Source organism: Nocardioides luti (assembly GCF_014212315.1).
Classification (GTDB): Bacteria; Actinomycetota; Actinomycetes; order Propionibacteriales; family Nocardioidaceae; genus Nocardioides; species Nocardioides luti.
The window spans coordinates 3240093-3263754 of record NZ_JACKXE010000001.1; the positions used below are offsets into that span (position 1 = coordinate 3240093).

24 protein-coding genes are annotated in these 23662 nt (G+C 72.7%); 15 read left to right on the top strand and 9 right to left on the bottom strand.

Going from position 1 to position 23662, the window contains the following annotated elements; all coding sequences use genetic code 11:
- Nucleotides 1–88 precede the first annotated feature (88 nt).
- The 6 genes from rpsL to trmB all read left to right on the top strand — a co-directional run bounded on the left by rpsL (nucleotide 89) and on the right by trmB (nucleotide 5713).
- Complete coding sequence (gene rpsL, locus H5V45_RS15345) at nucleotides 89–463, top strand: 30S ribosomal protein S12 (protein ID WP_134738134.1); 375 nt, start codon at nucleotides 89–91, stop codon at nucleotides 461–463.
- Nucleotide 464: 1 nt separating this feature from the next.
- On the top strand, nucleotides 465–935 hold the full coding sequence (rpsG, locus tag H5V45_RS15350) for a 30S ribosomal protein S7 (protein WP_185253728.1): 471 nt from the start codon (nucleotides 465–467) through the stop codon (nucleotides 933–935).
- An 80-nt stretch (nucleotides 936–1015) separates the two neighbouring features.
- Nucleotides 1016–3127: an elongation factor G gene (gene fusA / locus H5V45_RS15355; protein WP_185253729.1), complete on the top strand. Its 2112-nt coding sequence runs from the start codon at nucleotides 1016–1018 to the stop codon at nucleotides 3125–3127.
- 78 nt (nucleotides 3128–3205) lie between these two features.
- The gene (gene tuf, locus H5V45_RS15360; protein ID WP_185253730.1) at nucleotides 3206–4399 is read left to right on the top strand and encodes an elongation factor Tu; all 1194 of its coding nucleotides are present in this window, start codon (nucleotides 3206–3208) and stop codon (nucleotides 4397–4399) included.
- 118 nt (nucleotides 4400–4517) lie between these two features.
- Nucleotides 4518–4982 carry a hypothetical protein gene (locus H5V45_RS15365; protein WP_185253731.1) on the top strand — a complete coding sequence of 155 codons (465 nt, stop codon included), beginning with the start codon at nucleotides 4518–4520 and terminating at the stop codon, nucleotides 4980–4982.
- The gene (gene trmB, locus H5V45_RS21950) at nucleotides 4979–5713 is read left to right on the top strand and encodes a tRNA (guanosine(46)-N7)-methyltransferase TrmB (protein WP_185253732.1); all 735 of its coding nucleotides are present in this window, start codon (nucleotides 4979–4981) and stop codon (nucleotides 5711–5713) included. The genes H5V45_RS15365 and trmB overlap by 4 nt, the downstream gene beginning before the upstream one ends.
- Nucleotides 5714–5737: 24 nt before the next feature.
- On the opposite strand, the gene H5V45_RS15375 is transcribed toward trmB, so the two are convergent.
- Together H5V45_RS15375 and H5V45_RS15380 are read right to left on the bottom strand one after the other, a co-directional pair.
- Nucleotides 5738–6139: a hypothetical protein gene (locus tag H5V45_RS15375; protein ID WP_185253733.1), complete on the bottom strand. Its 402-nt coding sequence runs from the start codon at nucleotides 6137–6139 to the stop codon at nucleotides 5738–5740.
- A 40-nt stretch (nucleotides 6140–6179) separates the two neighbouring features.
- Nucleotides 6180–6890: a tetratricopeptide repeat protein gene (locus H5V45_RS15380; protein ID WP_185253734.1), complete on the bottom strand. Its 711-nt coding sequence runs from the start codon at nucleotides 6888–6890 to the stop codon at nucleotides 6180–6182.
- A gap of 92 nt (nucleotides 6891–6982) precedes the next feature.
- Here H5V45_RS15380 and H5V45_RS15385 point away from each other — a divergent pair, with 92 nt between their 5' ends.
- The 3 genes from H5V45_RS15385 (at nucleotide 6983) to H5V45_RS15395 (ending at nucleotide 10023) form a co-directional block, all read left to right on the top strand.
- On the top strand, nucleotides 6983–8323 hold the full coding sequence (locus tag H5V45_RS15385) for an MFS transporter (protein ID WP_343061585.1): 1341 nt from the start codon (nucleotides 6983–6985) through the stop codon (nucleotides 8321–8323).
- Between the two features lie 69 nt (nucleotides 8324–8392).
- Nucleotides 8393–8896, top strand: a complete 504-nt coding sequence (locus H5V45_RS15390; RefSeq protein WP_185253735.1) for a SigE family RNA polymerase sigma factor — start codon at nucleotides 8393–8395, stop codon at nucleotides 8894–8896.
- On the top strand, nucleotides 8893–10023 hold the full coding sequence (locus tag H5V45_RS15395; RefSeq protein ID WP_185253736.1) for a hypothetical protein: 1131 nt from the start codon (nucleotides 8893–8895) through the stop codon (nucleotides 10021–10023). The genes H5V45_RS15390 and H5V45_RS15395 overlap by 4 nt, the downstream gene beginning before the upstream one ends.
- 65 nt (nucleotides 10024–10088) lie before the next feature.
- Here H5V45_RS15395 and H5V45_RS15400 read toward each other — a convergent pair whose 3' ends face one another.
- Nucleotides 10089–10898 (bottom strand): RDD family protein, encoded by an 810-nt coding sequence (locus tag H5V45_RS15400; protein ID WP_185253737.1) that lies wholly within the window; start codon nucleotides 10896–10898, stop codon nucleotides 10089–10091.
- 23 nt (nucleotides 10899–10921) lie between these two features.
- Here H5V45_RS15400 and H5V45_RS15405 point away from each other — a divergent pair, with 23 nt between their 5' ends.
- The gene (locus tag H5V45_RS15405) at nucleotides 10922–11917 is read left to right on the top strand and encodes a stage II sporulation protein M (RefSeq protein WP_185253738.1); all 996 of its coding nucleotides are present in this window, start codon (nucleotides 10922–10924) and stop codon (nucleotides 11915–11917) included.
- 6 nt (nucleotides 11918–11923) lie between these two features.
- Here the strand turns inward: H5V45_RS15405 and H5V45_RS15410 are convergent, their stop codons facing one another.
- From H5V45_RS15410 to H5V45_RS15435, 6 genes are read right to left on the bottom strand one after another with little or no spacing between them, the layout of a single operon-like run.
- Complete coding sequence (locus H5V45_RS15410; protein WP_185253739.1) at nucleotides 11924–15145, bottom strand: adenylate/guanylate cyclase domain-containing protein; 3222 nt, start codon at nucleotides 15143–15145, stop codon at nucleotides 11924–11926.
- Between the two features lie 43 nt (nucleotides 15146–15188).
- On the bottom strand, nucleotides 15189–16481 hold the full coding sequence (locus H5V45_RS15415; protein ID WP_185253740.1) for a DUF58 domain-containing protein: 1293 nt from the start codon (nucleotides 16479–16481) through the stop codon (nucleotides 15189–15191).
- Between the two features lie 10 nt (nucleotides 16482–16491).
- The gene (locus H5V45_RS15420; RefSeq protein ID WP_185253741.1) at nucleotides 16492–17484 is read right to left on the bottom strand and encodes an AAA family ATPase; all 993 of its coding nucleotides are present in this window, start codon (nucleotides 17482–17484) and stop codon (nucleotides 16492–16494) included.
- Nucleotides 17481–18635 carry a DUF4350 domain-containing protein gene (locus H5V45_RS15425; protein WP_185253742.1) on the bottom strand — a complete coding sequence of 385 codons (1155 nt, stop codon included), beginning with the start codon at nucleotides 18633–18635 and terminating at the stop codon, nucleotides 17481–17483. The genes H5V45_RS15420 and H5V45_RS15425 overlap by 4 nt, the downstream gene beginning before the upstream one ends.
- Nucleotides 18632–19264, bottom strand: coding sequence for a DUF4129 domain-containing protein (locus H5V45_RS15430; protein ID WP_185253743.1), 633 nt, complete (start codon nucleotides 19262–19264; stop codon nucleotides 18632–18634). The genes H5V45_RS15425 and H5V45_RS15430 overlap by 4 nt, the downstream gene beginning before the upstream one ends.
- A 10-nt stretch (nucleotides 19265–19274) precedes the next feature.
- On the bottom strand, nucleotides 19275–20399 hold the full coding sequence (locus H5V45_RS15435; protein WP_185253744.1) for a hypothetical protein: 1125 nt from the start codon (nucleotides 20397–20399) through the stop codon (nucleotides 19275–19277).
- A 104-nt stretch (nucleotides 20400–20503) separates the two neighbouring features.
- On the opposite strand from H5V45_RS15435, the gene H5V45_RS15440 reads away from it, so the two are divergent.
- The 5 genes from H5V45_RS15440 to rplW all read left to right on the top strand — a co-directional run bounded on the left by H5V45_RS15440 (nucleotide 20504) and on the right by rplW (nucleotide 23641).
- Complete coding sequence (locus tag H5V45_RS15440; RefSeq protein ID WP_185253745.1) at nucleotides 20504–21337, top strand: alpha/beta fold hydrolase; 834 nt, start codon at nucleotides 20504–20506, stop codon at nucleotides 21335–21337.
- A 391-nt stretch (nucleotides 21338–21728) separates the two neighbouring features.
- Nucleotides 21729–22037: a 30S ribosomal protein S10 gene (gene rpsJ / locus H5V45_RS15445; RefSeq protein ID WP_008360994.1), complete on the top strand. Its 309-nt coding sequence runs from the start codon at nucleotides 21729–21731 to the stop codon at nucleotides 22035–22037.
- A gap of 10 nt (nucleotides 22038–22047) precedes the next feature.
- Nucleotides 22048–22707 (top strand): 50S ribosomal protein L3, encoded by a 660-nt coding sequence (gene rplC / locus H5V45_RS15450; protein ID WP_185253746.1) that lies wholly within the window; start codon nucleotides 22048–22050, stop codon nucleotides 22705–22707.
- Between the two features lie 2 nt (nucleotides 22708–22709).
- Nucleotides 22710–23339, top strand: coding sequence for a 50S ribosomal protein L4 (rplD, locus tag H5V45_RS15455; RefSeq protein ID WP_185253747.1), 630 nt, complete (start codon nucleotides 22710–22712; stop codon nucleotides 23337–23339).
- Nucleotides 23336–23641 carry a 50S ribosomal protein L23 gene (gene rplW / locus H5V45_RS15460; RefSeq protein WP_185253748.1) on the top strand — a complete coding sequence of 102 codons (306 nt, stop codon included), beginning with the start codon at nucleotides 23336–23338 and terminating at the stop codon, nucleotides 23639–23641. The genes rplD and rplW overlap by 4 nt, the downstream gene beginning before the upstream one ends.
- The last annotated feature ends 21 nt before the right edge of the window (nucleotides 23642–23662 follow it).

The following is a 23662-nucleotide window of genomic DNA, read 5'->3' on the forward strand; positions in this document are numbered from 1 at the left end:
CGCACACCACAGGCACAGAGCACGAGCAGCACATCGTGCCCGGCAAGTCGCTGGGTTCTGACGAGTAGAAAAGAAGGGGAACCACCCGGTGCCCACGATTAACCAGCTGGTCCGCAAGGGCCGCCAGGACAAGGTGTCGAAGAACAAGACGCCTGCCCTCAAGGGTTCGCCCCAGCGACGCGGTGTCTGCACCCGCGTCTACACCACCACCCCGAAGAAGCCGAACTCCGCCCTCCGCAAGGTCGCCCGCGTGCGCCTGTCGAGCGGCGTCGAGGTCACTGCCTACATCCCGGGCGTCGGTCACAACCTCCAGGAGCACTCGATCGTGCTCGTCCGCGGCGGTCGCGTGAAGGACCTCCCCGGTGTTCGCTACAAGATCATCCGCGGCACGCTCGACACCCAGGGCGTCAAGAACCGTAAGCAGGCTCGCAGCCTCTACGGTGCCAAGAAGGAGAAGAGCTGATATGCCGCGCAAGGGTCCCGCTCCGAAGCGCCCGATCGACATCGACCCCGTGTTCGGGTCACAGCTGGTCTCCCAGCTCGTGTCGAAGGTGCTGCAGGACGGCAAGAAGCAGGTTGCCCAGCGCATCGTCTACACCGCGCTCGAGGGTTGCCAGGCCAAGACCGGCACCGACCCGGTCGTCACGCTGAAGCGTGCGCTCGACAACGTGAAGCCGGCCATCGAGGTCAAGTCCCGCCGCGTCGGCGGTGCGACCTACCAGGTCCCGATCGAGGTCAAGGGCACCCGCAGCACGACGCTCGCGCTGCGCTGGCTCGTGGGCTACGCCTCGGACCGTCGCGAGAAGACGATGGCCGAGCGCCTCATGAACGAGATCCTCGACGCCTCCAACGGCCTCGGTGCCGCGGTGAAGAAGCGCGAGGACACCCACAAGATGGCCGAGTCCAACAAGGCCTTCGCGCACTACCGCTGGTGACCACGGGCGGCCGGCGGACCGCGAGGTCCGCCGCCCGCTCCACCTGACTTTCCACAAACTTTCTAAGGACGCTGACCACAGTGGCTGTCGACATCACCACGGACCTGAACAAGGTCCGCAACATCGGCATCATGGCTCACATCGACGCCGGCAAGACCACCACCACCGAGCGGATCCTCTTCTACACCGGTATCTCCTACAAGATCGGTGAGGTCCACGACGGCGCTGCCGTCATGGACTGGATGGAGCAGGAGCAGGAGCGCGGCATCACCATCACGTCCGCCGCGACGACCTGCTGGTGGAAGAACCACCAGATCAACATCATCGACACCCCCGGCCACGTGGACTTCACCGCCGAGGTCGAGCGCTCGCTGCGCGTCCTCGACGGCGCCGTCGCGGTGTTCGACGGTGTCGCCGGTGTCGAGCCGCAGACGATGACCGTGTGGCGCCAGGCGAACAAGTACTCCGTCCCGCGGATGTGCTTCGTGAACAAGCTGGACCGCACCGGCGCGGACTTCTTCCGCTGCGTCGACATGATGGTCGACCGCCTCAACTCCACCCCGCTGGTCCTCCAGCTCCCGATCGGCGCCGAGGGCGACTTCCTCGGTGTCATCGACCTGGTCGGCATGCGCGCGCTCACGTGGCGCGGCGAGACGACCATGGGCGAGGACTACGACGTCGAGGAGATCCCGGCCGAGATGGCCGAGCAGGCCGCGGAGTACCGCGAGAAGCTGCTCGAGACCCTCTCGGACGCCGACGACGTCATCATGGAGAAGTTCCTCGAGGAGGGTGAGTTCACCGTCGAGGAGCTCGAGGCCGCGATCCGTCGCGCCACCCTCGCCGACAAGCTCAACCCGGTCCTGTGCGGCACCGCGTTCAAGAACAAGGGCGTCCAGCCCCTGCTCGACGCCGTCGTGAAGTACCTCCCCTCGCCGCTCGACATCGAGGGCATCGTCGGTCACTCCGTCAAGGACGAGACCGTCGAGGTCATCCGCAAGCCTTCCGACGACGAGCCGTTCTCCGGCCTCGCCTACAAGATCGCCACGGACCCGCACCTCGGCAAGCTGATCTACGTCCGCGTCTACTCGGGCAAGCTCGAGGCGGGCACGACCGTGGTCAACTCGGTCAACGGCCGCAAGGAGCGGATCGGCAAGGTCTACCAGATGCACGCGAACAAGCGTGAGGAGATCGCGTCGGTCGGCGCCGGCCAGATCGTGGCCGTCATGGGCCTCAAGGACACCAAGACCGGCCACACCCTGGCCGACCCGCAGAACCCGGTCATCCTCGAGTCGATGACGTTCCCGGCCCCGGTGATCGAGGTCGCGATCGAGCCCAAGACGAAGAGCGACCAGGAGAAGCTCGGCACCGCGATCCAGCGCCTGTCGGACGAGGACCCCACCTTCACGGTCAAGGCCGACGAGGAGACGGGCCAGACGATCATCGCCGGCATGGGCGAGCTCCACCTGGAGATCCTCGTCGACCGCATGAAGCGCGAGTTCCGCGTCGAGGCCACCGTCGGCAAGCCGCAGGTCGCCTACCGCGAGACCCTCCGCAAGGAGGTCAGCAAGCACAGCTACACGCACAAGAAGCAGACCGGTGGCTCGGGTCAGTTCGCGAAGGTCGTCATCTCCCTCGGCCCGAACATCGACCCCGAGACCGGCACCGGTGCCGGCTACGAGTTCGTGAACAACGTGTCCGGTGGTCGCATCCCGCGTGAGTACATCCCGTCGGTCGACCAGGGTGGCCAGGAGGCCATGGAGTTCGGCGTCCTCGCCGGCTACCCGATGGTGGACGTGAAGTTCTCCCTCGAGGACGGCGCCTACCACGACGTCGACTCGTCCGAGCTCGCGTTCAAGATCGCCGGCAACCAGGCCTTCAAGGAGGCCGCACGCATGGCCAAGCCGGTGCTGCTGGAGCCGATGTTCGCGGTGGAGGTGACGACCCCCGAGTCGTTCCTCGGCACCGTCATCGGCGACATCAACAGCCGCCGCGGCCAGATCCAGGCACAGGAGGAGCGTCACGGTGACATGGTCATCAACGCCCTCGTGCCGCTGTCCGAGATGTTCGGGTACGTTGGCGACCTGAGGTCCAAGACCTCCGGCCAGGCTTCGTACTCGATGGAGTTCGACTCGTACGCCGAGGTTCCTTCGAACATCGCCGACGAGATCATCAAGAAGGTCCGCGGCGAATAAGCCTCTGCTTCACAGCACGGACCCTCGGTTTCATCCCACACGTACGAGTCAAGTAACAACACACCAGGAGGAGCCCCAGTGGCTAAGGCGAAGTTCGAGCGGACCAAGCCGCACGTCAACATCGGCACCATTGGTCACATCGACCACGGTAAGACGACGCTGACCGCAGCGATCACGAAGGTGCTGCACGACAAGTACCCCAACCTGAACGCCGCTTCGGCGTTCGACGAGATCGACAAGGCTCCCGAGGAGCGTCAGCGCGGCATCACGATCTCGATCGCGCACGTCGAGTACCAGACCGAGGCGCGTCACTACGCCCACGTCGACTGCCCCGGTCACGCCGACTACATCAAGAACATGATCACCGGCGCGGCGCAGATGGACGGTGCGATCCTCGTGGTCGCCGCCACCGACGGCCCGATGCCGCAGACGCGTGAGCACGTGCTGCTCGCCCGCCAGGTCGGCGTGCCGGCCCTGGTCGTGGCGCTCAACAAGTGCGACATGGTCGACGACGAGGAGCTCATCGAGCTCGTCGAGATGGAGGTGCGCGAGCTCCTCTCCGAGTACGAGTTCGACGGCGACGACATCCCGGTCGTGCGCGTTGCTGCCTTCCCGGCGCTCCAGGGCGACGAGAAGTGGGGCGAGTCGATCATCGAGCTGATGAACGCGGTCGACGAGGCCATCCCGACCCCGGCCCGTGAGACGGACAAGCCGTTCCTCATGCCCGTCGAGGACGTCTTCACGATCACCGGTCGCGGCACGGTCATCACCGGTCGCATCGAGCGCGGCATCGTCAAGGTCAACGAGGAGGTCGAGATCATCGGCATCCGCGAGAAGGCCCAGAAGTCGACCGTCACCGGCGTCGAGATGTTCCGCAAGCTGCTCGACGAGGGCCAGGCGGGCGAGAACGTCGGCCTCCTGCTCCGTGGCACCAAGCGCGAGGACATCGAGCGCGGCATGGTCGTCATCAAGCCGGGCACCACGACCCCGCACACCAACTTCGAGGCCTCGGTCTACATCCTCTCGAAGGAGGAGGGCGGCCGCCACACGCCGTTCTTCAACAACTACCGTCCCCAGTTCTACTTCCGCACCACGGACGTGACTGGCGTCGTGACCCTGCCCGAGGGCACCGAGATGGTCATGCCCGGCGACAACACCGAGATGGTCGTCGAGCTGATCCAGCCCATCGCCATGGACGAGGGTCTTCGCTTCGCGATCCGTGAGGGTGGCCGCACCGTCGGTGCCGGCCGCGTCACCAAGATCACCAAGTGATCCCGGCTGGTCTCTGACCAGCAGCTGAACCACCAGAACGGCCCCGGACCTCGGTCCGGGGCCGTTCTGTCGTCCCGGCGGTTTCGTGTGCCACGGGGGTCGTGGGGAGAATGGGCTCATGGACGTGGAGGACGAGCGCAGGGCCCTCGCGCTGCTGCAGGAGCGCGGCGGGTGGGACCTCGTGACCGGGGCAGCGGTGCAGGCGTTCCTGCGGACCCAGGGCTACGGCAGCTGGAGCCTGCTGCGCTCGATCGACGCCGAGCAGACGCTGACGCACTGGCTGGACCGGCTGGCGGTGCTGGGGCACCCCGAGGCGCTGTCGCCGGGCGAGCTGTGGCTCGAGATCGAGCGCGTGTCGCTGCGCAAGGCGGACGCCTCCGCGGCGTCGTACGCCGCCTTCAAGGAGGGGTCCGGTCCCACCGAGCCCCACGACCGCGAGGCCGCGGTGGCGGCCGGCGAGCTCGTCCTGCTGTGGCGGCGGATGGCGAACGTCGAGACGACCGCGGCCGGCAAGACCGGCTGCCTGGTCACGGCCGAGAGCTACGTGCGGGCGGCCAACGGGCACCGGGACGCCGCGCGGTGAGCGGGGTCGAGCAGACGCGGCGCGAGCGCCCGCACGAGCGCGTGACCGAGGACGGGCGCCGGGTCCGCGAGGTGCTGACCTACGCGCGGCGGGGGAGCCGGTTCACGCCGAAGCAGCAGGCGGCGTGGGACGCCCACCACGACGGGTGGGTCATCCCGGACGCCGCCGTGGACGACCCCGGCTTCTCGTTCGCGACGTGGTTCGGCCGCGAGGCACCGCTGGTCGTCGAGATCGGGCCCGGCGTCGGCGAGGCCACGGCCGCGCTTGCGGCCACGCGGCCGGCGTACGACGTCCTGGCCTTCGAGGTCTGGACGCCCGGGGTCGCCGAGGCGCTGGGGCGGGTGGCGGACGCCGGCGCCACGAACGTCCGCTGGTGCACGGTCGACGCGGTCTGGTCGCTGGAGCACCTGCTCGCGCCGGGCAGCGTGACGGAGCTGTGGACGTTCTTCCCGGACCCGTGGCACAAGAAGCGGCACCACAAGCGCCGGATGGTGACGCCGGAGTTCGCGTCCCTGGCGGCCTCGCGGCTGGTGCCGGGCGGGGCGTGGCGGCTGGCGACCGACTGGGCGGAGTACGCCGAGCAGATGGTCGAGGTGCTCGACGCCGAGCCGCTCCTCGAGGGCGGCGTGGTGGAGCGCTGGGACGAGCGGCCGCTGACCAAGTTCGAGCGCAAGGGCCTGGCCGTCGACCGGCAGATCACCGACCTGACCTACCGCCGCGTCGAGGCCTGAGTGAGGGTTGCCCGGCCGGTCCGGCTAGAGGGCGTCCTGGAGGCGGAAGCCGTAGCGGTCGAGGAGGTCCTCGACGCGGTACCGCTCGGCGTCAAGCTCGGTGCCCGGCCGCACCACGTCGAACAGGTGCGGGTGGTCCAGGGCCGTGCAGGCCTCGGCGAGGACCCGGTCGTAGGCGCAGCGCAGGCCTTCGTACTTCGCGAAGCGGATGCCGGCCGGCGGGTAGCGGAAGCGCACCCGCAGCCGCCGTGCGTCGAAGGCGATGTCCTCGATCGGCCGTCCGAGCGGCTGGAGCCTCGGCGGACGGATCCGGCGGGCGAGCGCCCGGCAGGGGCGCGCCAGAGCGTGGCGGTGGCGGATCGCGACGAGCAGCAGAGCGACCACCGCCAGGAGCTCGAGGCTCTGGGTGCCGGAACCCTGGTGCACCTCTCGACGGTACGACGGCCGCCGGTCATCGGCAACGGGTTCAGCCCTCGAGCAGGGCGAGCTCCTCGTCGACGTACTCGTCCTGCAGGCCGGCGGCGTCCAGCTCGGCCTTGAGCGCGCGCTGGCGCTCGCGGGCCTCGTCGGTGCGGCCGAGGTTCCGCAGTGCCCAGGCCACCATCCAGCGGGCGACCCGGGTGCGGGCGGGGTCGCCGATCCGCTCCCGGGCGGCCAACGCCTCCTCGAAGGCACCCAGCGCGGCCGCGAAGTCGTGCGCGTCCGCGTGCGCCATGCCGACGTTGTTGAGCAGCGAGGCGTCCCAGTCGCGCGCCTGCGGGTCCTCCGAGCGGCGCGCCACGTCGAGGGCCCGCGCGTGCAGGGCGGCCTGCTCGTCCGGGGAGGCGACCAGGGCCAGCATGTGGAGGGCGTCGACGTGCAGCACGTCGAGCCCCTCGGTCGCGGCCGTCGTGACCGCCGCCTCGAACTGGGGGCGCGCCTCGTCGGGGGAGCCGCCGGAGCGGAGGAGCCGGCCGCGCTCGAGCACCACCCGGACGGCGGCCTCGGGCTCGGTGGGCGCCAGGTCGTCCAGGACGGCGTGCCCGTCGTCGTACCTCTCCTGCAGGCCGAGGGCACGGGCCACCTGGGTCATCAGGACCAGCCGGTCCTCGCCCTCGGCCTGGTCGGCGGCCTCGCGGAAGCGCCGCTCGGAGCCGGCCGGGTCGTCGAAGTCCCACAGCGGGGTCACGTCGGTCATGGCCCCATCCTCGCAAGGGGTTGGCGCGATGTCGTGGTCCGGTGACCGTTCTCGGGCTGCTCGCGGGGCGCCGCCGGGCCTAGGCTCGACGGGTGACCGCGACGACCGACGCCTCCACCGGGACGCCCACCGGAGCGCCCCGCTTCCACCGTGCCTGGCTGGTCGCCGCGATCACGATGGGTGCCCTGATCGCCGCCGCGGGCTTCCGCTCGTCGACCGGGGCGCTGCTCGAGCCGCTCGAGAACGAGTTCGGCTGGTCGCGCGCGACCACGAGCGGCGCGGTCAGCCTCAACCTGGTCGTCTACGGCCTCACGGCGCCCTTCGCCGCCGCCCTGATGGAGCGCTTCGGCGTACGCCGGGTGGTGGCCGCGGCGCTCGCGCTGGTCGCCCTGGGGGCGGGTCTCACGCTGGTCATGACCAGCGCCTGGCAGCTGTGGCTGCTCTGGGGCTTCGCGGTCGGGATCGGGACCGGCTCGCTGGCGCTGGTCTTCGGCGCGATCGTGGCGAACCGGTGGTTCGTCGCCCACCGGGGTGTCGTCGTCGGGGTCTTCTCCGCCGCGAGCTCGACCGGGCAGCTGGTGTTCCTGCCCGCGATCGCCCACCTGGCCGAGGGGCCGGGCTGGCGCTGGGCGGCCGGCCTGGTCACGGCCTTCGCGCTCGCGCTCGTCCCGCTCGTCTGGTGGATCCTGCGCGACCACCCGGCCGACGTCGGCACCACGCCGTACGGCGCCGGGCCGGACTGGACTCCGGAGCCCGTGACCGAGACCCGCGGCGCCGCCCGGGTCGCCGTCGACACGCTCCGCGAGAGCGCCCGGTCGCGGACCTTCTGGATCCTGTTCGTCTCGTTCTGGATCTGCGGCTGGTCGACCAACGGCCTGATCGGCACGCACTTCATCCCGGCCGCGCACGACCACGGGATGCCGGCCGGCACCAGCGCGAACCTGCTCGCCCTGATCGGCGTCTTCGACATCATCGGCACCATCGCGAGCGGATGGCTGACCGACCGGGTCGACAGCCGCTACCTGCTGTTCGGCTACTACTTCTTCCGCGGCCTCTCGCTGCTGGTCGTCCCCGCGCTGCTCGGCCCCGACGTGCACCCGAGCCTGTTCGTCTTCATCCTGTTCTACGGCCTCGACTGGGTGGCGACCGTGCCACCGACGGTGGCGCTGTGCCGCCAGCACTTCGGGGCGGCGCGGGCCGGCGTGGTCTTCGGCTGGGTCTTCGCCGCGCACATGGTCGGGGCCGGGGTCGCCGCGAGCTACGCCGGCTGGATCCGGACGGCGTACGGCGACTACTTCGCCGCGTGGATGACGGCCGGCGGCCTGTGCCTCGGCGCCGCGGTGCTGTGCCTGCTCATCCCGCGTCGCGCGGGCGAGGACGGTCCGGGCGATCCCGAGCAGGCGATCGGCGAGCCCGTCACGGACTCGATGTGAGCCTCAACCTTTCGCCCCGCCCCGGTGTCTTCTCCTCCTGACGGCACCGGACCTCGGGAGGCACCACACATGGCGGGACCAGAGATCGAGTTCAGCGAGTTCATGGAGGCTCGCTGGGCGCCGCTGTACCGCACGGCGTACCTCCTCACCGGGGACCGGCACGAGGCCGAGGACCTGCTCCAGGGTGCGCTGGCGCGCACCTGCGTCCGCTGGGACGGCATCCGCGACAAGCGCGCGGCCGACGCCTACGTCCGGCAGGCGATGGTGCACCAGATGTCGCGCCAGTGGCGCCGGCGCGGCCGCGAGGTCCCGACCGACGAGCTCCCCGACGCGGGGCACGCCGGCGGGCTCGACGTCCGGGCCGACCACCTCGCGCTGTGGGACGAGATCCGGCGGCTGCCGCCGCGGATGCGGGCCACGCTCGTGCTGCGGTACGTCGAGGACCTCACCGAGGCCGCCACCGCCCGGGAGCTCGGCTGCTCCGTGGGTGCCGTCAAGAGCCAGACCCACCACGCCCTCAAGCGGCTGCGTGCCGCCCTGCCCGACCTGCAGCTCGTCGAGGAGATGTCATGACCAGCACCGAGATCCGCGAGTCCCTCACCCACGTCGGCGCCGCCGTCGAGGTCCCCGTCGTCGACCGCGTCGCCTTCCAGGCCCGCGTCCGGGCCGAGCGGCGGCGTCGTACGGCGGGCCGCTCGCTCGTCGCCGCGGCCGCCGCCGTGACCGTCGTGGGCTCCGCGCTCGCCGTGACGTCCACCGGAGGCGGCGCGGGCCCCGACCGCGACCGGTTCACCGACCCCGCCGGCGCCCCGAACCCGGCCCCCGCCACCCTGTCGAGCGGTCGCGTGCCCCTCGCCCTCGAGGGCAGGCTGCAGGAGCTGCTGCCCGACGGCGGCTCGTACGCCACCGACCAGCGCGTCGAGGAGGTGCTCGGCAGCGGTCCGGACGGGGTCGTCGTCATCGACGGCGACAGCCGGCTGCAGCTGCTCCCGGTCGACGCCGACGGCCGGCCGGGCGACGCCCGCCCGCTCGCCGGAGGAGACCCGGTCCAGCGCGCCTGGCTCGACAAGACCGGCGAGTTCCTGGGGTACGTCGACCTCGGCAACCGCCTGCACCTGCGGGCGGTCGTCAGCGACCGGGACACCGAGTCGGTGCCGCTGCTCGACCAGCAGACCCGGCTCATGGCGACGGACGGCACCCGCTGGGTCGAGGACGAGGGGGACCGTCTCTCGCTGCGGCTGCCCGACCAGTCCTTCGAGATCGACTCGAACGGCGACCCGCTGCGCGCCGAGCTCGCCGGGGACACGCTGGCCGTGCACACCCGGACCGGCATCGAGTTCTACGACAGCGCGGACGGCACCCGGCGCCTGGGCAACCTCGGGGGCACCACCGGCTCGCTGTCGCCCGACGGGACGACGTACGCCGCCGGGCGCGACGACGTCGAGCGCGACCAGGGCATGCGGCCGGCCCTGTTCCTCGTGGACACCCGCACCGGCGACCAGACCCGCGGCTTCACCGGGTACGCCGCCGACATGACCGCGCTCGCGCTGACCTGGCAGGACGAGGACGACTTCCTCGTGCTGGCCAGCAGCAGCGTGCGGACCGGCAACCACGTGCTCTACGCGTGCTCGGTCACCAGCCGGGCCTGCGAGGAGCGCTTCGACGACCCGACCGGCACGCTGCGGATCGCCTCGCAGTAGCCGCGGGCGTCTGCAGACGCGCCGACTCGGTGGTCCCCGGGTCCGCAGACGCGCCGACCCGGCGGTCAGCGTCGGGCGGTGAGCCGCCGGCGCAGGTCGGCCTCACGGGCCAGCCGGGCGGCGTCCCGCTCGCGCCGCGAGGCGACGACCGCGGCGAGGAACGCCTCGGGCGGGGTGCCGGGCGGCGGCGGGGGAGCGACGTACGCCGCCACCTGCTCGGCCAGGCGGCCGCCGATCGTGGCGCGGGAGGCCGCGTCGATCTGCGGCAGGCGCCCGAGGAACTGCCGGACGGCGAGCGCGAGGCCGGTCGGCAGCGAGGCCATGTCGGCCGCGCGGGCCCAGTCCGCCAGCGGCGGCGGCATCGCGGCGGGGGGCGCCAGCCGGAGCTTGACCCGTTCGCGCACGACGTACGTCCCGGCGGCGTAGTCGCCCAACCGCTTCCCGCGCGAGCTCAGCAGCGCGGAGAAGAACGCCGGCCCGCCGGAGAACGCGTAGATCTCGACGATCGCGATCAGCGACCGCACGAACGCGTGCTGGAAGGAGATCGGCCCCGCGTCGTCGCGGACGGTGCGCAGCCCCATCGCCCACTTGCCGATCGACTTGCCCCGGGTGAGCGTCTCGACCGTGGTGGGGAAGACGAGGAAGACCAGGACCATCGTCCCGATGAAGGCCACGGTCAGCAGCGCCTGGTCGGTCTGCAGCGCGGCGACCGTGAAGAGCAGCACGATGCCGACCAGCAGCAGCACCGTCACGATCACGTCGATCAACCCGGACACGAGCCGCGAGCCGAGACCCGCAGGGGGCAGGTCGAGGGCGACGGCCTCGCCGGTGACGAGGTCGTCGCTCGTCAGGGTCGCGAACTCCGGAGCGGACATCACCGTGAGCATAAGGTGATCACGTGGACCTCGACGCCTACGTGCTCGCGCACCACCCCGAGTGGCAGCGGCTCGAGGAGCTGACCCGGCGCCGCCGGCTGTCCGGCGAGGAGAGCGACGAGTTCGTCGAGCGCTACCAGCAGGTCGCCACGCACCTCTCGGTCGTCCGCACGTCCGCACCGGACGCGACCCTCGTCGCGCACCTGTCCTCCCTGCTCTCCCGCGCGCGCAACCGGGCCGCCGGCACCCGCGTCGGCACCTGGCGCGGCGTCGCCGGCTTCTTCGTCGACCGGTTCCCCGCCGCGCTCTACCGCTTGCGCTGGTGGTGTCTCGGCACGCTCGCCGCCAACGTCCTGGTGACGGCGGTGATGATGCTCTGGCTGCTCGACCACCCCGACGTCGAGCAGTCGCTGCTGTCGCCGCAGGAGGTCGACCAGCTCGTCAACCAGGACTTCGAGGGCTACTACAGCCAGTACGCCGCCGGGCACTTCGCCGCGCAGGTGTGGGTCAACAACGCGTGGGTCTCGGCGCTCTGCCTCGCGCTCGGCGTGCTGGGGTTCCCGGTCGTGGTGCTGCTCTTCCGCAACATCGCGAACCTCGCCATCATCGGCTCGATCATGACCCGGCACGACCGCGGCGGGCACTTCTGGGGGCTGATCCTCCCGCACGGGCTGCTCGAGCTGACCGCGGTGTTCGTGGCCGGAGGCGTCGGGCTGCGGCTGTTCTGGTCGTGGGTCGAGCCGGGAGAGCTGACCCGCAGCCAGTCGCTCGCCCGGGAGGGCCGCACCGCGGGGACCGTCGCGCTGGGCCTGGTCGCGGTGCTGTTCGTCAGCGGGCTCATCGAGGCGTTCGTGACCCCGTCCGGCCTGCCCACCTGGGCGCGGATCGGCATCGGGATCCTGGCCGAGAGCGTGTTCTTCGCCTACGTGTTCGTCATCGGCCGCGCGGCGGTCGCGCGCGGCCAGACCGGCGACATCGACGCCGCCCTGCTCGAGGACCGGGTCGCCACCCAGGCCTGACCTCCCCTAGCCCTGCCGGGCCGGATCGAGGTCGCCCAGCTCGTCCAGCCGCGCTCGCAGCTCCGCGTCGAAGGTGCGGATCTCCTTGGTACGGAAGCAGTCCACGGCCACGCGCAGCATCGCTGCCTCACGCTCGGCCTCTCCGCGGCGGCGAGGAATCTCGGCGAGGAACCGGCGCAGCTCGGCCTGCTGCCACAACTGGTCGGTCCGGTCGACGGCCGCGAGCGCCTCCTGGGTGAGCGTCCACGCCAGGTCGAGGTCACCGGAACGCGCCGCCACGACGGCCCGGCAGGTGGCGAGGTAGGCCGTCGACAGGACGTCGAACCGTGCCGTGTAGCGGGCTCCCTCCTCCACGAGCGGCAGCACCTCGGCCGCGTCGTCGCCGCGCTCGAGCATCATCGCCGCCTGCATCAGGACGTAGGTCGAGGCATGCCCGGTGTCGCCGATCTCCCGGAAGTTGTCACAGACGACCTGGGTGTAGGCGATGGCCGCGTCCAGGTCCCGGTGGAGGTGGTAGGCATCGATGAGGAAGACCTGCGACAGGCGCTTGCCGGAGGCGATCAGCTCCTCGGCCACCGCCTGCGCCTCCGCCAGCCTGACGGCGGCATCCGGCGCCATGTCCGCCGCGGCGACGATCGCCTCGAGTGCGGCGCGGCGCAGGCGGTGGCGCACGGCGGTGCGGTCGCCGCTCGCCGTCTCCTCCTCGATCTGGCGCGCGACCTCTCGGAGCGGCATCTCCCCGAAGTACCGGGAGGCCCCGCGGAGTGAGCGCGCGTTCCGGACGTCGGCGGGTCGGCCGACCGCCATCGCCTCCTCGCTGACGGCGGCGGCCTGCACCCACAGCGCCGAGACCGTGCTCGCGGCGGACCGGCCTCGTAGCCCGTGGACGAGGTACGACGTCTGGCCGGTCGTCCGCGCCAGATCGGCCAGCAGGGCGCCGGCGCGATCGAGTTCGACGGGGTCGACCTCCTGGCTGGTGCCGATGGCCACCTCCAGGCGGGCGCTGTGCAGGAAGGCACGCTCGACCGGCGTCGCGTGGTCGTCCAGGCTCGCCTCGAACGCGTCGAGCGTGGCGGCGAGACCGTCGTAGTCGGTCAGGTCCGCCTGCAGGTGTGCCCGGTTCTCGAGCACCAGCCGCCGGTCCGCCCCGAGCGGTGGGGCGAGGGCGAGGGCGCGGTCGAGCAGCTGCAACCCGAGCTCCATCTCCTCCCGGTCGCGGGCCTCGTGGGCGGCCTCGACGAGTGCCTCCACGGCCCGCGTCACGAGCGCGTCGACCAGGGGGGAGCGCCCGGCCAGCTCGCGGCGGTAGCGGGCGGCCTGTTCGAGGTGGTGGGCGACGAACGCGAGGCGCTCGCCCCCTCCCTCGCCCACCGAGGTGGCCATGCCGTCGGCGAAGCGCTCGTGGAGGTCGGCGCGGAGGGACTTGGCGAGCGCGTCGTAGGCCGCGTCCCGCACCAAGATGTGCTTGAACGCCCAGGTCTCGCCGGCCGAGGACCGCATGCGTCGCAGCAGGTCGCGGCGGCCGAGGGCGGCCAGCAGGCCGGGCAGGTCCGCGGCCGCTCCGGGGTCCGCCAGCAGGCTCGCGTCGTCGGCCGTGAACTCCAGACCCACGACCGAGACCCGTTCGAGGAGCTCGCGCTCCGCGACCGGCAGCCGGCCCAGGCGCGAGGCCAGCAGGGCGGACACGGTGGGCGGCAACCGGTCCTGGTGCACCTCACCGGCGAGTAGCCACGACCCGCCGTCGTCGCGCCGCAGCACCCCGGACTCGACCAGGTGCGCCACGATCTCCTCGACGAACAGCGGGTTGCCTCCGGACCACGCCGCGACGGCCTCACCGAGACCCCCCGGCAGGTCGGCCCCCAGGAGCGACGCGACGGACTCGTCGGTCTCGCGCTCGGTGAGCGGATCGAGGCCGAACGTGAGCGAGTTGAGGGCACCCGAGCCCCAGGTCGGGTGGTCCTCGAGCAGCTCGGGCCGTGCCTGGCACACCAGCAGCAGCGGCAGGTCCGCCACCTCGTCGCGCACCCGCTCGAGGAGCTCGAGCAGCGTCGGCTCGGCCCAGTGCAGGTCGTCGACGGTCAGCACCAGGGGGCGTCGGGTCGCGAGCTCCTCCAGCAGGCGGCGTACGGCCCAGGCGGTGTCGTCGCTGCCGTGCGCCGTCCCGGCCTTGCCCAGCAGCGGCATGAGGACGTCGACGACCTGGTCCGCGTCGGACGCCCCGGCCAGGGCGCGCGCCAGCGCGTGCCGGGTCAGCTCGTCGGACTCGGTGCCGGTGAGTCCGGCGGCTTCGCGCAACGCCTGGACGAGTGGCCAGTAGGTGATCCCGGCGCCGTACGACACGCACCGGCCTGCGGCGACCCCCGCGCGGTCGCCGATCCGGGTGAGGAAGTCCGTCACGAGGCGGCTCTTGCCGATGCCGGCCGGCCCGATGACCGTCACCAGGTGGCTCCGTCCGCTGCTCAGCGTCCGCTCGAGGGCGTCGTCGAGGGCCCGGGTCTCGCGGTCGCGGCCCACCAGCGCCCGGTCGTCGCGACGACGCCGTCCGCGGGCCACGTCGCGCACCGCGACCAGGCGGTACGCCGGCACCGGCTCGGCCTTGCCCTTGGCGGTGACCGGGTCGACCGCGACGGCGTCGACGGCGTCGCGCACCAGGGCGTGGGTGCCGGCTCCCAGCAGGATCTCGCCGGGAGCCGCGGCCTGCTCGAGCCGGGCCGCCGTGTTGACCGCGTCGCCCGTCGCGAAGGAGCCGCCCGCGCGGGCCGCTCCCGTGACGACCGAGCCGGTGTTCACCCCGGTCCGGATGACCAGGCGCACGCCGATCTCCTCGGCGAGCCGCTCGGAGAGCGCGGCGACCGCCGCGTTCAGCTCGGCGGCGGCCCGCACCGCCCGCAGCGCGTCGTCCTCGTGCACCTCGGGCACGCCGAAGACGGCCAGGACGGCGTCGCCGACGAACTTCTCGACGGTCCCGCCGTGCCGCTCGACCGCCGTCCGCGCGGCGTCGAAGTAGCGGCCCATCACCCCGCGGTAGGCCTCGGGGTCCAGCTGTTCGCCCAGGGCGGTCGAGCCGGTCACGTCGGTGAACAGGAGTGTCACGGTCCGCCGGGTCTCCCGCTCGACCGGCGCCGCCACCGGGGTGCCGCAGGACGCGCAGAAGCGGGCCCCGGCCGTCAGGGGTGTGCCGCACCGGGCGCAGGAGTCCCCGCCGTCGGAGGGGCGCTCGTCCACCATGACGGGATCGTAGGCCGACCGGAGCGGGTCCGCCCGCGCGTCGTCACAACAGGCCGCGCGCCTTGAGTCCGAGGTAGTGGTCGGCCAGGGCTGGCGGGAGGCGCTCGGCGTCCGCGTCGACCACGTCGACCCCGAGCGCCCGCAGCAGCTCGGCGGTGCGACGTCGGCGTCCGAGCACCTGCTCGGCCGCGGCCGCGTCGTACACCTCGTCGACGGTGCCGCGCGTCGCGGCCAGCTGCTCCAGCGCCGGGTCCTTGACGGAGGCGAGCACCACGCGGTGGTGCCGGGTCAGGGCCGGCAGGACCGGCGGCAGCCCCTCCTCGACGGCGGACGGCTCGAGCGGGGTGAGGAGCACGACGAGCGCCCGCTGGCGGCCGAAGCCGGCGACGGCCCCCGCCAGCGAGGCCCAGTCGGCCTCGGCGATCACGGGCTCGAGGTCGGCCATCGCCTCCTGCAGGGTGGCCGAGACGTCCCGCGCGCCGGCGGAGCGCAGCCGGGAGCGGACCCGGCGGTCGCCGGCCACGAAGTCGATGCGGTCGCCGGCGCGGGCGGCCAGGGCGGCGAGCAGCAGCGCGGCGTCCATGGCGGAGTCGAGGCGCGGCACGTCCTCGACCCGGCCGGCCGAGGTGCGCGAGGTGTCGAGGACCAGCACCACGCGGCGGTCCCGCTCCGGCTGCCAGGTGCGCACCACGACGTTGCGGTTGCGGGCGCTGGCCCGCCAGTCGATCGAGCGGACGTCGTCGCCGCGGACGTACTCCCGGAGCGAGTCGAACTCCGTGCCCTGCCCGCGGACCCGGATCGCGGCCCGGCCGTCGAGGTCGCGCAGCCGCGCCAGCCGGCTCGGCAGGTGCTTGCGGGACTCGAAGGGCGGCAGCGAGCGGACCCGGCCCTCGACCTGCCGGGTCTGCTGGCGCGAGGCGAGGCCGAGCGGGCCGCGGGTGCGGACGGTGACGCCGGTGGCCCGCAGGTCCCCGCGGCGCCGGGGGAGCAGGTCGGTGCGCAGCACCTCGCGCCCGCCGGGGGCCAGGCGCACCCGGTGACGGTTGCCGGTGGCCCCGGCCGTCGGCTGCCAGGCGTCGCGCAGGCTCGCGCGCACCGGGCGGGAGCCGGCGACGGTCGCGACCAGGGCGGTCCAGGTCGGGTGCCCCATCCGGACGGTCCCGACCGGCGCCCGCTCGAGCACCACCTTTGCGGGCGCAGGGGCCAGCAGCCAGTCCAGGAGCACCAGCAGGGCGACCGCGAGCACCCACAGCCACGTCGTGCCGAGGGCAGGACGCAGCACCACCGGGACCAGACCCAGCAGCAGGAGGAGGGGGACGCGGCCGGAGATCGCCATCAGGCGCGGCTCATCGGGGGACCGGGACCGAGCCCAGGGCGCTCGACAGCACCTGCGCGACGTCGACGCCCTCGAGCTCGGCCTCCGGCCGCAGCCCGAGCCGGTGGACCAGCGAGGCGTGCGCCAGCGCCTTGACGTCGTCCGGGGTCACGAAGTCGCGCCCGGTCAGCCAGGCCCACGCCCGGGCGGCCCGGAGCAGCGCCGTGGCGCCGCGCGGGCTCACGCCGAGCGACAGCGAGGGCGACTCCCGGGTGGCCCGGGCGATGTCGACGATGTAGCCGGCCACGTCGGGGGAGACCTGCACCCGGCGTACGGCGGCCTGTCCCGCGGCGATGTCGGCGGCGCCGGCGACGGCGGCGACGCCGGCCCCGGCCACGTCCCGCGGGTCGAAGCCCTCGGCGTGGCGGCGCAGGATCTCGAGCTCGTCGGTGCGCCCGGGGACCGGCAGCACGACCTTGAGCAGGAAGCGGTCGAGCTGGGCCTCGGGCAACGGGTAGGTGCCTTCGTACTCGACCGGGTTCTGCGTCGCGGCCACGAGGAACGGCGAGGGCAGCGGGCGCGAGACCCCGTCGACCGAGACCTGCCCCTCCTCCATCGCCTCCAGCAGCGCGGACTGGGTCTTCGGCGGCGTCCGGTTGATCTCGTCGGCGAGCAGCAGGTTGGTGAACAGCGGCCCCTCGCGGAAGCTGAGCTCGCCCCGGTTGCTGTCGATGACCATGGAGCCCGTGATGTCGCCGGGCATCAGGTCGGGCGTGAACTGCACGCGCCGGGTCTCGACCGACAGGGCGCCCGCGAGGGTGCGGACCAGGAGCGTCTTGGCGACCCCCGGGACGCCCTCCATCAGCACGTGCCCGCCGCAGAGCAAGGCGACCAGCAGGCCGCTGACCGCGGCGTCCTGGCCGACGACGGCCTTGGCGACCTCGGTGCGGACGGCCGCGAGGCGCTCGCGGGCCTCCTCGCCGGACCGGTCGCCGTTCGTGGGGGGTGGGGCGGTGTCGCTCATGTCGTGCGTACCTCTCTGTCGAGCTCGGCCAGTCGTTCGGCCAGGGTGATCAGGGCGTGGTCGGTGGTGGGGGCCGGCGCGTCGGGACCGAGGAGCGCCTCGACCTCGGCGACCGGGCGGCCGACGTGGCGGGCGACGTCGCGCACCACGGTGTCCGCGGAGGCGCTGCCGAGGCGCAGCCGCTCGGCCATCCGGGTCCGGGCGGCCCGGCGCAGGGCGGCGGCGGCGTGCCCGCGGTCGCCGGCCTTGCGGTAGAGCCGACCCCGGCTGCGGGTCGTCTCGATCGCCTTCACGACGACGGGCAACGGCTCGCTGGACAGCGCCCCGAAGCGCCGGGCCCGCCACAGCACCAGCGCGAGGACGGCCGTCCCGCCGAGCCAGAGGGCAGGCCGGATCCAGCGGGGGAGCAGCGTCTGCAGGCTGACGCCGTCGTCGCCGACGAGGTCGTCGACGGTGGGGACGTACCAGACCAGGCGGTCGCCGCTCCCGAGCAGCCGCAGCACGGTGGCGGCGTTGCCGGCGCGCAGCACCTGCCCGTTGGTGAGGGCGTCGCCGGCGCCGAAGAGCACGACGCCGTCGCGCGGCTCCGCCACGACCGCCCCGTGCTCGCCGCGGAAGCAGCCGCCGGGGACGGGGTACTCCAGCGCGTCGTCGACCTCGATCTCGAGACCGGCGTACGTCGGGTCGTCGCACGCCGAGGCCCGCGGGCTGGGCACCTGCACCTGGTAGGGCAGGTCGCTCACGCCCAGCGCCTCGGTGGTGCCGGGGCCGGGGTCGGCCAGCACCAGCCGCGCCTGCCGGGTGCTCGCGAGCAGCCGGTCGGTGGTGCTCTGGCCGAGCTGCTCGGTCGAGGTCACGAGCACGGTGGTGCCGGCCCCGGTGTCGGCGTCCTCGAGCGCGCCCGCGCTGCGGACGACGGTGACGTCGACCCCCTGGTCCTCGAGGACCCGGGCCAGGGCCCGGGCGCCGTCCGGGTCCGGGTTGTCGGGGTCCAGCGGGGTGGAGGTCCGGGCGCCGCCGGCCCCCACGAACACCACCACGAGCAGGGCGGCGACCACCCCGGCCACCAGCAGCAGGGTGGTGCGCTGACGGCGCAGCCAGCCGCCGGGGCCGGTCTCGGCCGCGGTCGGGGAGGTGCTCGTCGTCGTCATCGCTGGGCCGCCAGCTCGTCGTCCAGCGCGAGGACGCCGCTCGCCTGGTCGCGGGTGGCCGGCCGGTCGCCGTACAGCACGGCCTCGAAGAGCTGGGCGCTGCCGTCGACCCGCGTGCGCTGGTGGGGGTACGTCGACCCGAGCGAGCCGGCGACCTCGTGCGCCGTCGCGCCCGGGGCGTCGTCGAGGCGGCCGCGCTCGACCTGGCGCACCGTGATCGCCCGGAAGCCCTCCACGACCGCGTCCGCGTGGCGGCCCTCGGCCAGCGCCCGCTCGGCCCGGAAGCGCAGCTCGGCCGCGGTGACCTGCTCGTCGGTGAGGACCGCGCGCTCGACCTCGGCGGCCCGGGCCGTGCGCCGGGCGCGGGACAGCAGCCAGCCGAGGCCGGTCACCAGCAGCAGGAGGACGAGCATGCCGGCGAAGGTCGAGAGCGGCGGTGCCTGCGAGGCCGCCGTCAGGCCGCGGTCGATCTGGCGGGAGAGCCAGTCCACGAGCTGCTCGACGAGGTTGCGCTGGTGGTACTCCGGGTGCAGCAGCTCGCGGCGCAGCAGCGAGCGGCCCTCCGACGTGGACGGGTCCAGCGGAGGGTCGGCGAGCACCCGGTGCAGCACGGCGGGGGCCGCGGTCATGGCGCGGCCGTCACGACACCGTCAGCCCCGCCTGCGTCATCAGCTCGACGTCGTAGGCCTCCTTGCGCATCCGCTGGTCGAGGTACTGCAGCGACGCCACCGCCGTCGTGAACGGCGCGACGAACGCCGCCGAGACCACCGAGCTCAGCGCGTTCGACAGGACGAGCGCGAGCACGGCGTACTGCCCGCCGCCGGAGCCCATCAGGAAGCCCTGTCCCACGATCGAGATCGGCGCCGCGAGCATGCTGCCGGCGATCTGCGCGATGAGCACGGTGAGCAGCGCGATGCCGAAGGTCCGCCAGAACTGCCGCCTGGTCAGCCGGAAGCCGCGACCGATCGCGCCGAGGACGCCGACGTCCTCGAGCATCAGCGCGGGAACGGGCAGGTAGTAGACGCGCACCCAGAACCAGCACAGGAACGCCAGGAAGAGGGGTGCGGAGAGCACCGCGTAGACCGCGATGCCCCAGCCGTCGAGCAGCAACGTCACGGGGAGGTAGGTCAGGGCGTACAGCCCGATGACGAGCGCGATCATCAGGCCGAGCAGCAGGGTCAGCCCGATCAGGCGCCAGCGCTTGCCGTGCGTGGCCCGCCACGCCTCGCCGAGCGTCAGGCGCCGACCGATGGCCGCGGCGGCCGTGACGTGGGCGATCATCCCGGTCACCAGCACGAGGCCGATCGACTGCAGGACCGTGCCGAGCCCCAGGGACCCCAGTGAGCCGACCAGACCGGCCAGCTCCCCGGTGCTCGGGGAGGAGCCCGACGCCTGGTCGAGGGAGAGGTCCACGGTCCAGGTCAGCACGGCGGTGATGACGATCGGGATCAGCATCGACACCGCGGCCACCAGCACGGCGGAGCCGACCGTCGCCCGCGGGTTGAAGCGGATGATGCGGAACGCCGCGTCGTAGATGTCGCTGAGCCCCAGCGGTCGCAGCGGCAGCGCACCGGGCTTGTGGGCGGCGCCGAGCATGCCCGGGGGCGGCTGCCACGGGGGCGGCGGGCCGCCGGCCTGCGGCAGGCCGGGCGGCAGCATGCCCGGGGGTGGGCTGGTGGGGTACGGCGCGGCGTACGGCGCCGGCGGGGGAGTGCCCCACGCGGGCGTGCCGCCGGGCGGCGGGTAGCTCTCGTGGCCGGACATCCGTCTCCCCCTCGGTGCTGCGTCTGCGCGACGCGCTCATCCTGTCAGGTCGCGGCGACCTCGCGGACAGTCTCCCCAGCGCTCCGGGGGCGTAACCTCCGCTCGTGCGCGCGCGGCCGGTGACGACCCTCCTCGGGGGACTTCTCGTGGGCCTGCTCGCGCTCGGCGGGTGCTCCGCGGGGGACACCTCCACGTCGGGGACCGCGCCCACGTCGCCGTCGGCGGCGGACCCCTCGACCCCGACGGACCCGGTGGCGGCGCTCCGCAGCCGCTGCGCGAGCGGGATCCCCGACGGGACGCCCGTGCGACCGGTCCGCCTCGGCGGTGGCTCCGGTCCCTCCCTCGCCGCGGCCGACTTCGGCCCGACGCGCGGCAGCGGCACGGTCCTCGTCCTCCTGCACCAGACCGGGCCGTGGGGCCTGTGCGGCTGGGGCCGCTTCGCGGCCCGCGCGGCGGACGCCGGGATCGCGTCGGTCGCCGTGGACATGTGCGGGTACGCCGAGAGCACCTGCGACCCCGACCTGCCGGCGGTGGACCAGGTGCGGGTGGCCGTGGCGCACGCCCGCGACGACCTCGGCGCGGACCGGGTCGTCCTGGTCGGGGCCTCGATGGGCGGCTCGCGGACCGTGCTCGCGGTCGCCGACGGCGCCCGGGTCGACGCGTGGGTGGACGTCTCGGGCGTCAGCAGCTGGGACGGCATCCGGCTCCTGGACCGGGCCCGCGCCCTCGCCCGGGCGGATCGTCCCGGCCTGGTCGTCTACGCCCGCTCCGACGGCGACCAGCAGTACGACGCCGCCGAGCGCCTCGCGCGGGCGGCCGGGGCCCGGTTCGTCGACGGCGGGTCCGGCCACGGCTACGAGCTGATGACCGACTACCGGGCCCGGTTGCTGCCCGCCGGGCGTGCCGTGCTGCGCTTCGTGGAGGCCCGGGAGGACTGAGGCAGAAGCGATTTGGCGCTGCTGGGGATCTCTGCCAAGATAGTCAGGTTGCTCCGGCGGGTTGCCGGGGTGCGGCACATCTTGACTACTCCATCGCGTCTCCTGACTTGCTGGTGGTTGGCGTGCGCCGCACCAGCTCTGCAGTGATGTGGACGGAGACCCGATCAGCCCGACGAACCCGTCGGGCGCCACCGAAGAGACGAAGCAAGACCCCGGTCTTGTGTTGCGCCCCGAGGTTTTTCCTCACCGGGCACGACACGCCCGACCGCGGGGGTCGGCGGAGTCGAGGTGGAGCAAGGGCGGCAGGGCCTCACCCGGGGCCAGGTCGAGAAACGAAGGCACGCGGTTCCGGTTCACACCGGCACAGACTGACTAAGGACGAGAGAGACCTATGGCGGGACAGAAGATCCGCATCAGGCTCAAGGCCTATGACCACGAGGTGATCGACACCTCGGCGCGCAAGATCGTGGACACCGTCACCCGTACGGGTGCCAAGGTCGCCGGCCCCGTGCCGCTGCCGACCGAGAAGAACGTGTACTGCGTCATTCGCTCGCCCCACAAGTACAAGGACTCCCGCGAGCACTTCGAGATGCGCACCCACAAGCGCCTCATCGACATCATCGACCCGACCCCGAAGACGGTCGACTCGCTGATGCGTCTCGACCTGCCTGCCGGTGTCGACATCGAGATCAAGCTCTGAGGTCCGGGACATGACTTTCGAACGCAACGTGAAGGGGCTGCTGGGCACCAAGCTCGGCATGACCCAGCTGTGGGACGAGAACAACAAGATCGTCCCCGTGACCGTGATCGCCGCGACCACCAACGTGATCACCCAGGTCCGCCAGCCCGAGACCGATGGCTACAACGCCATCCAGGTCGGGTTCGGCGAGATCGACGGCCGCAAGGTCACCAAGCCCAAGGCCGGTCACTTCGCCAAGGCCGGGACGACTCCGCGTCGTCACCTGGTCGAGATCCGCACCGCCGACGCCGCCACCTACACGGTGGGCCAGGAGCTGGCCGTCGACACCTTCGCCGCTGGCGAGGAGATCGACGTAACCGGCACCAGCAAGGGCAAGGGGTTCGCGGGCGTCATGAAGCGTCACGGCTTCCACGGCGTCTCGTCCTCGCACGGTGCGCACCGCAACCACCGCAAGCCCGGCTCGATCGGCGCCTGCGCCACCCCGGGTCGCGTCTTCAAGGGCATGCGCATGGCCGGCCGGATGGGTAACGACACCGTCACCACCCAGAACGTCACCGTGCACGCCGTCGACACCGAGCGTGGCCTGATCCTCATCAAGGGTGCCGTCCCCGGCCCCAAGGGTGGGCTCATCGTGCTGCGCTCCGCCGCCAAGAAGACCCAGGAGGTCTGAACATGGCTACCAAGTCCAGCAAGGTCGACCTCCCCGCGGAGATCTTCGACGTGGCGGTCAACATCCCGCTGATCCACCAGGTCGTCGTCGCGCAGCAGGCCGCCGCCCGTCAGGGCACCGCGTCCACCAAGCGTCGCGGCGAGGTCCGCGGCGGTGGCCGCAAGCCCTACAAGCAGAAGGGCACCGGCCGCGCCCGCCAGGGCTCGACCCGCGCGCCGCAGTTCGCCGGCGGTGGCGTCGTCCACGGTCCCAAGCCGCGTGACTACGACCAGCGCACCCCCAAGAAGATGAAGGCCGCCGCCCTGCGCGGTGCCCTCTCCGACCGGGCCCGCAACGACCGCGTCCACGTGGTCGACTCGCTCGTCACGGGCGACGTCCCCTCCACCAAGTCGGCCCTGGCCGCCCTGGCCGGGATCGCCGACCGTCGCCACTTCCTCGTGGTGCTCGAGCGCAACGACTCCGTCACCTGGCTCTCGCTGCGCAACGCGCCGCACGTGCACATCGTGGCGGTCGACCAGCTGAACACCTACGACGTGCTGGCGTCCGACGACGTGGTCTTCACCCGGGGCGCCTTCGACGCGCTGGTGAACGGCACGACGACCGTCGCTGCTGCCGAGGAGGACTCGAAGTGAGCACCCTGCACAAGGACCACCGCGACATCCTGATCGCGCCGGTCGTGTCCGAGAAGAGCTACGGCCTCCTCGACGCGAACAAGTACACCTTCATCGTGCGCCGCGACGCCAACAAGACCGAGATCAAGATCGCGGTCGAGAAGGTGTTCAACGTCAAGGTGACGTCGGTCAACACGCTCAACCGCCAGGGCAAGACGCGTCGCACGCGCAACGGCCTCGGCAAGCGCGCCGACAGCAAGCGCGCCATCGTCAGCCTCGCTGAGGGTCACCGCATCGACATCTTCGGGGGCCCGGTCTCCTGACCGGGGCGCCACAGAAGAGCG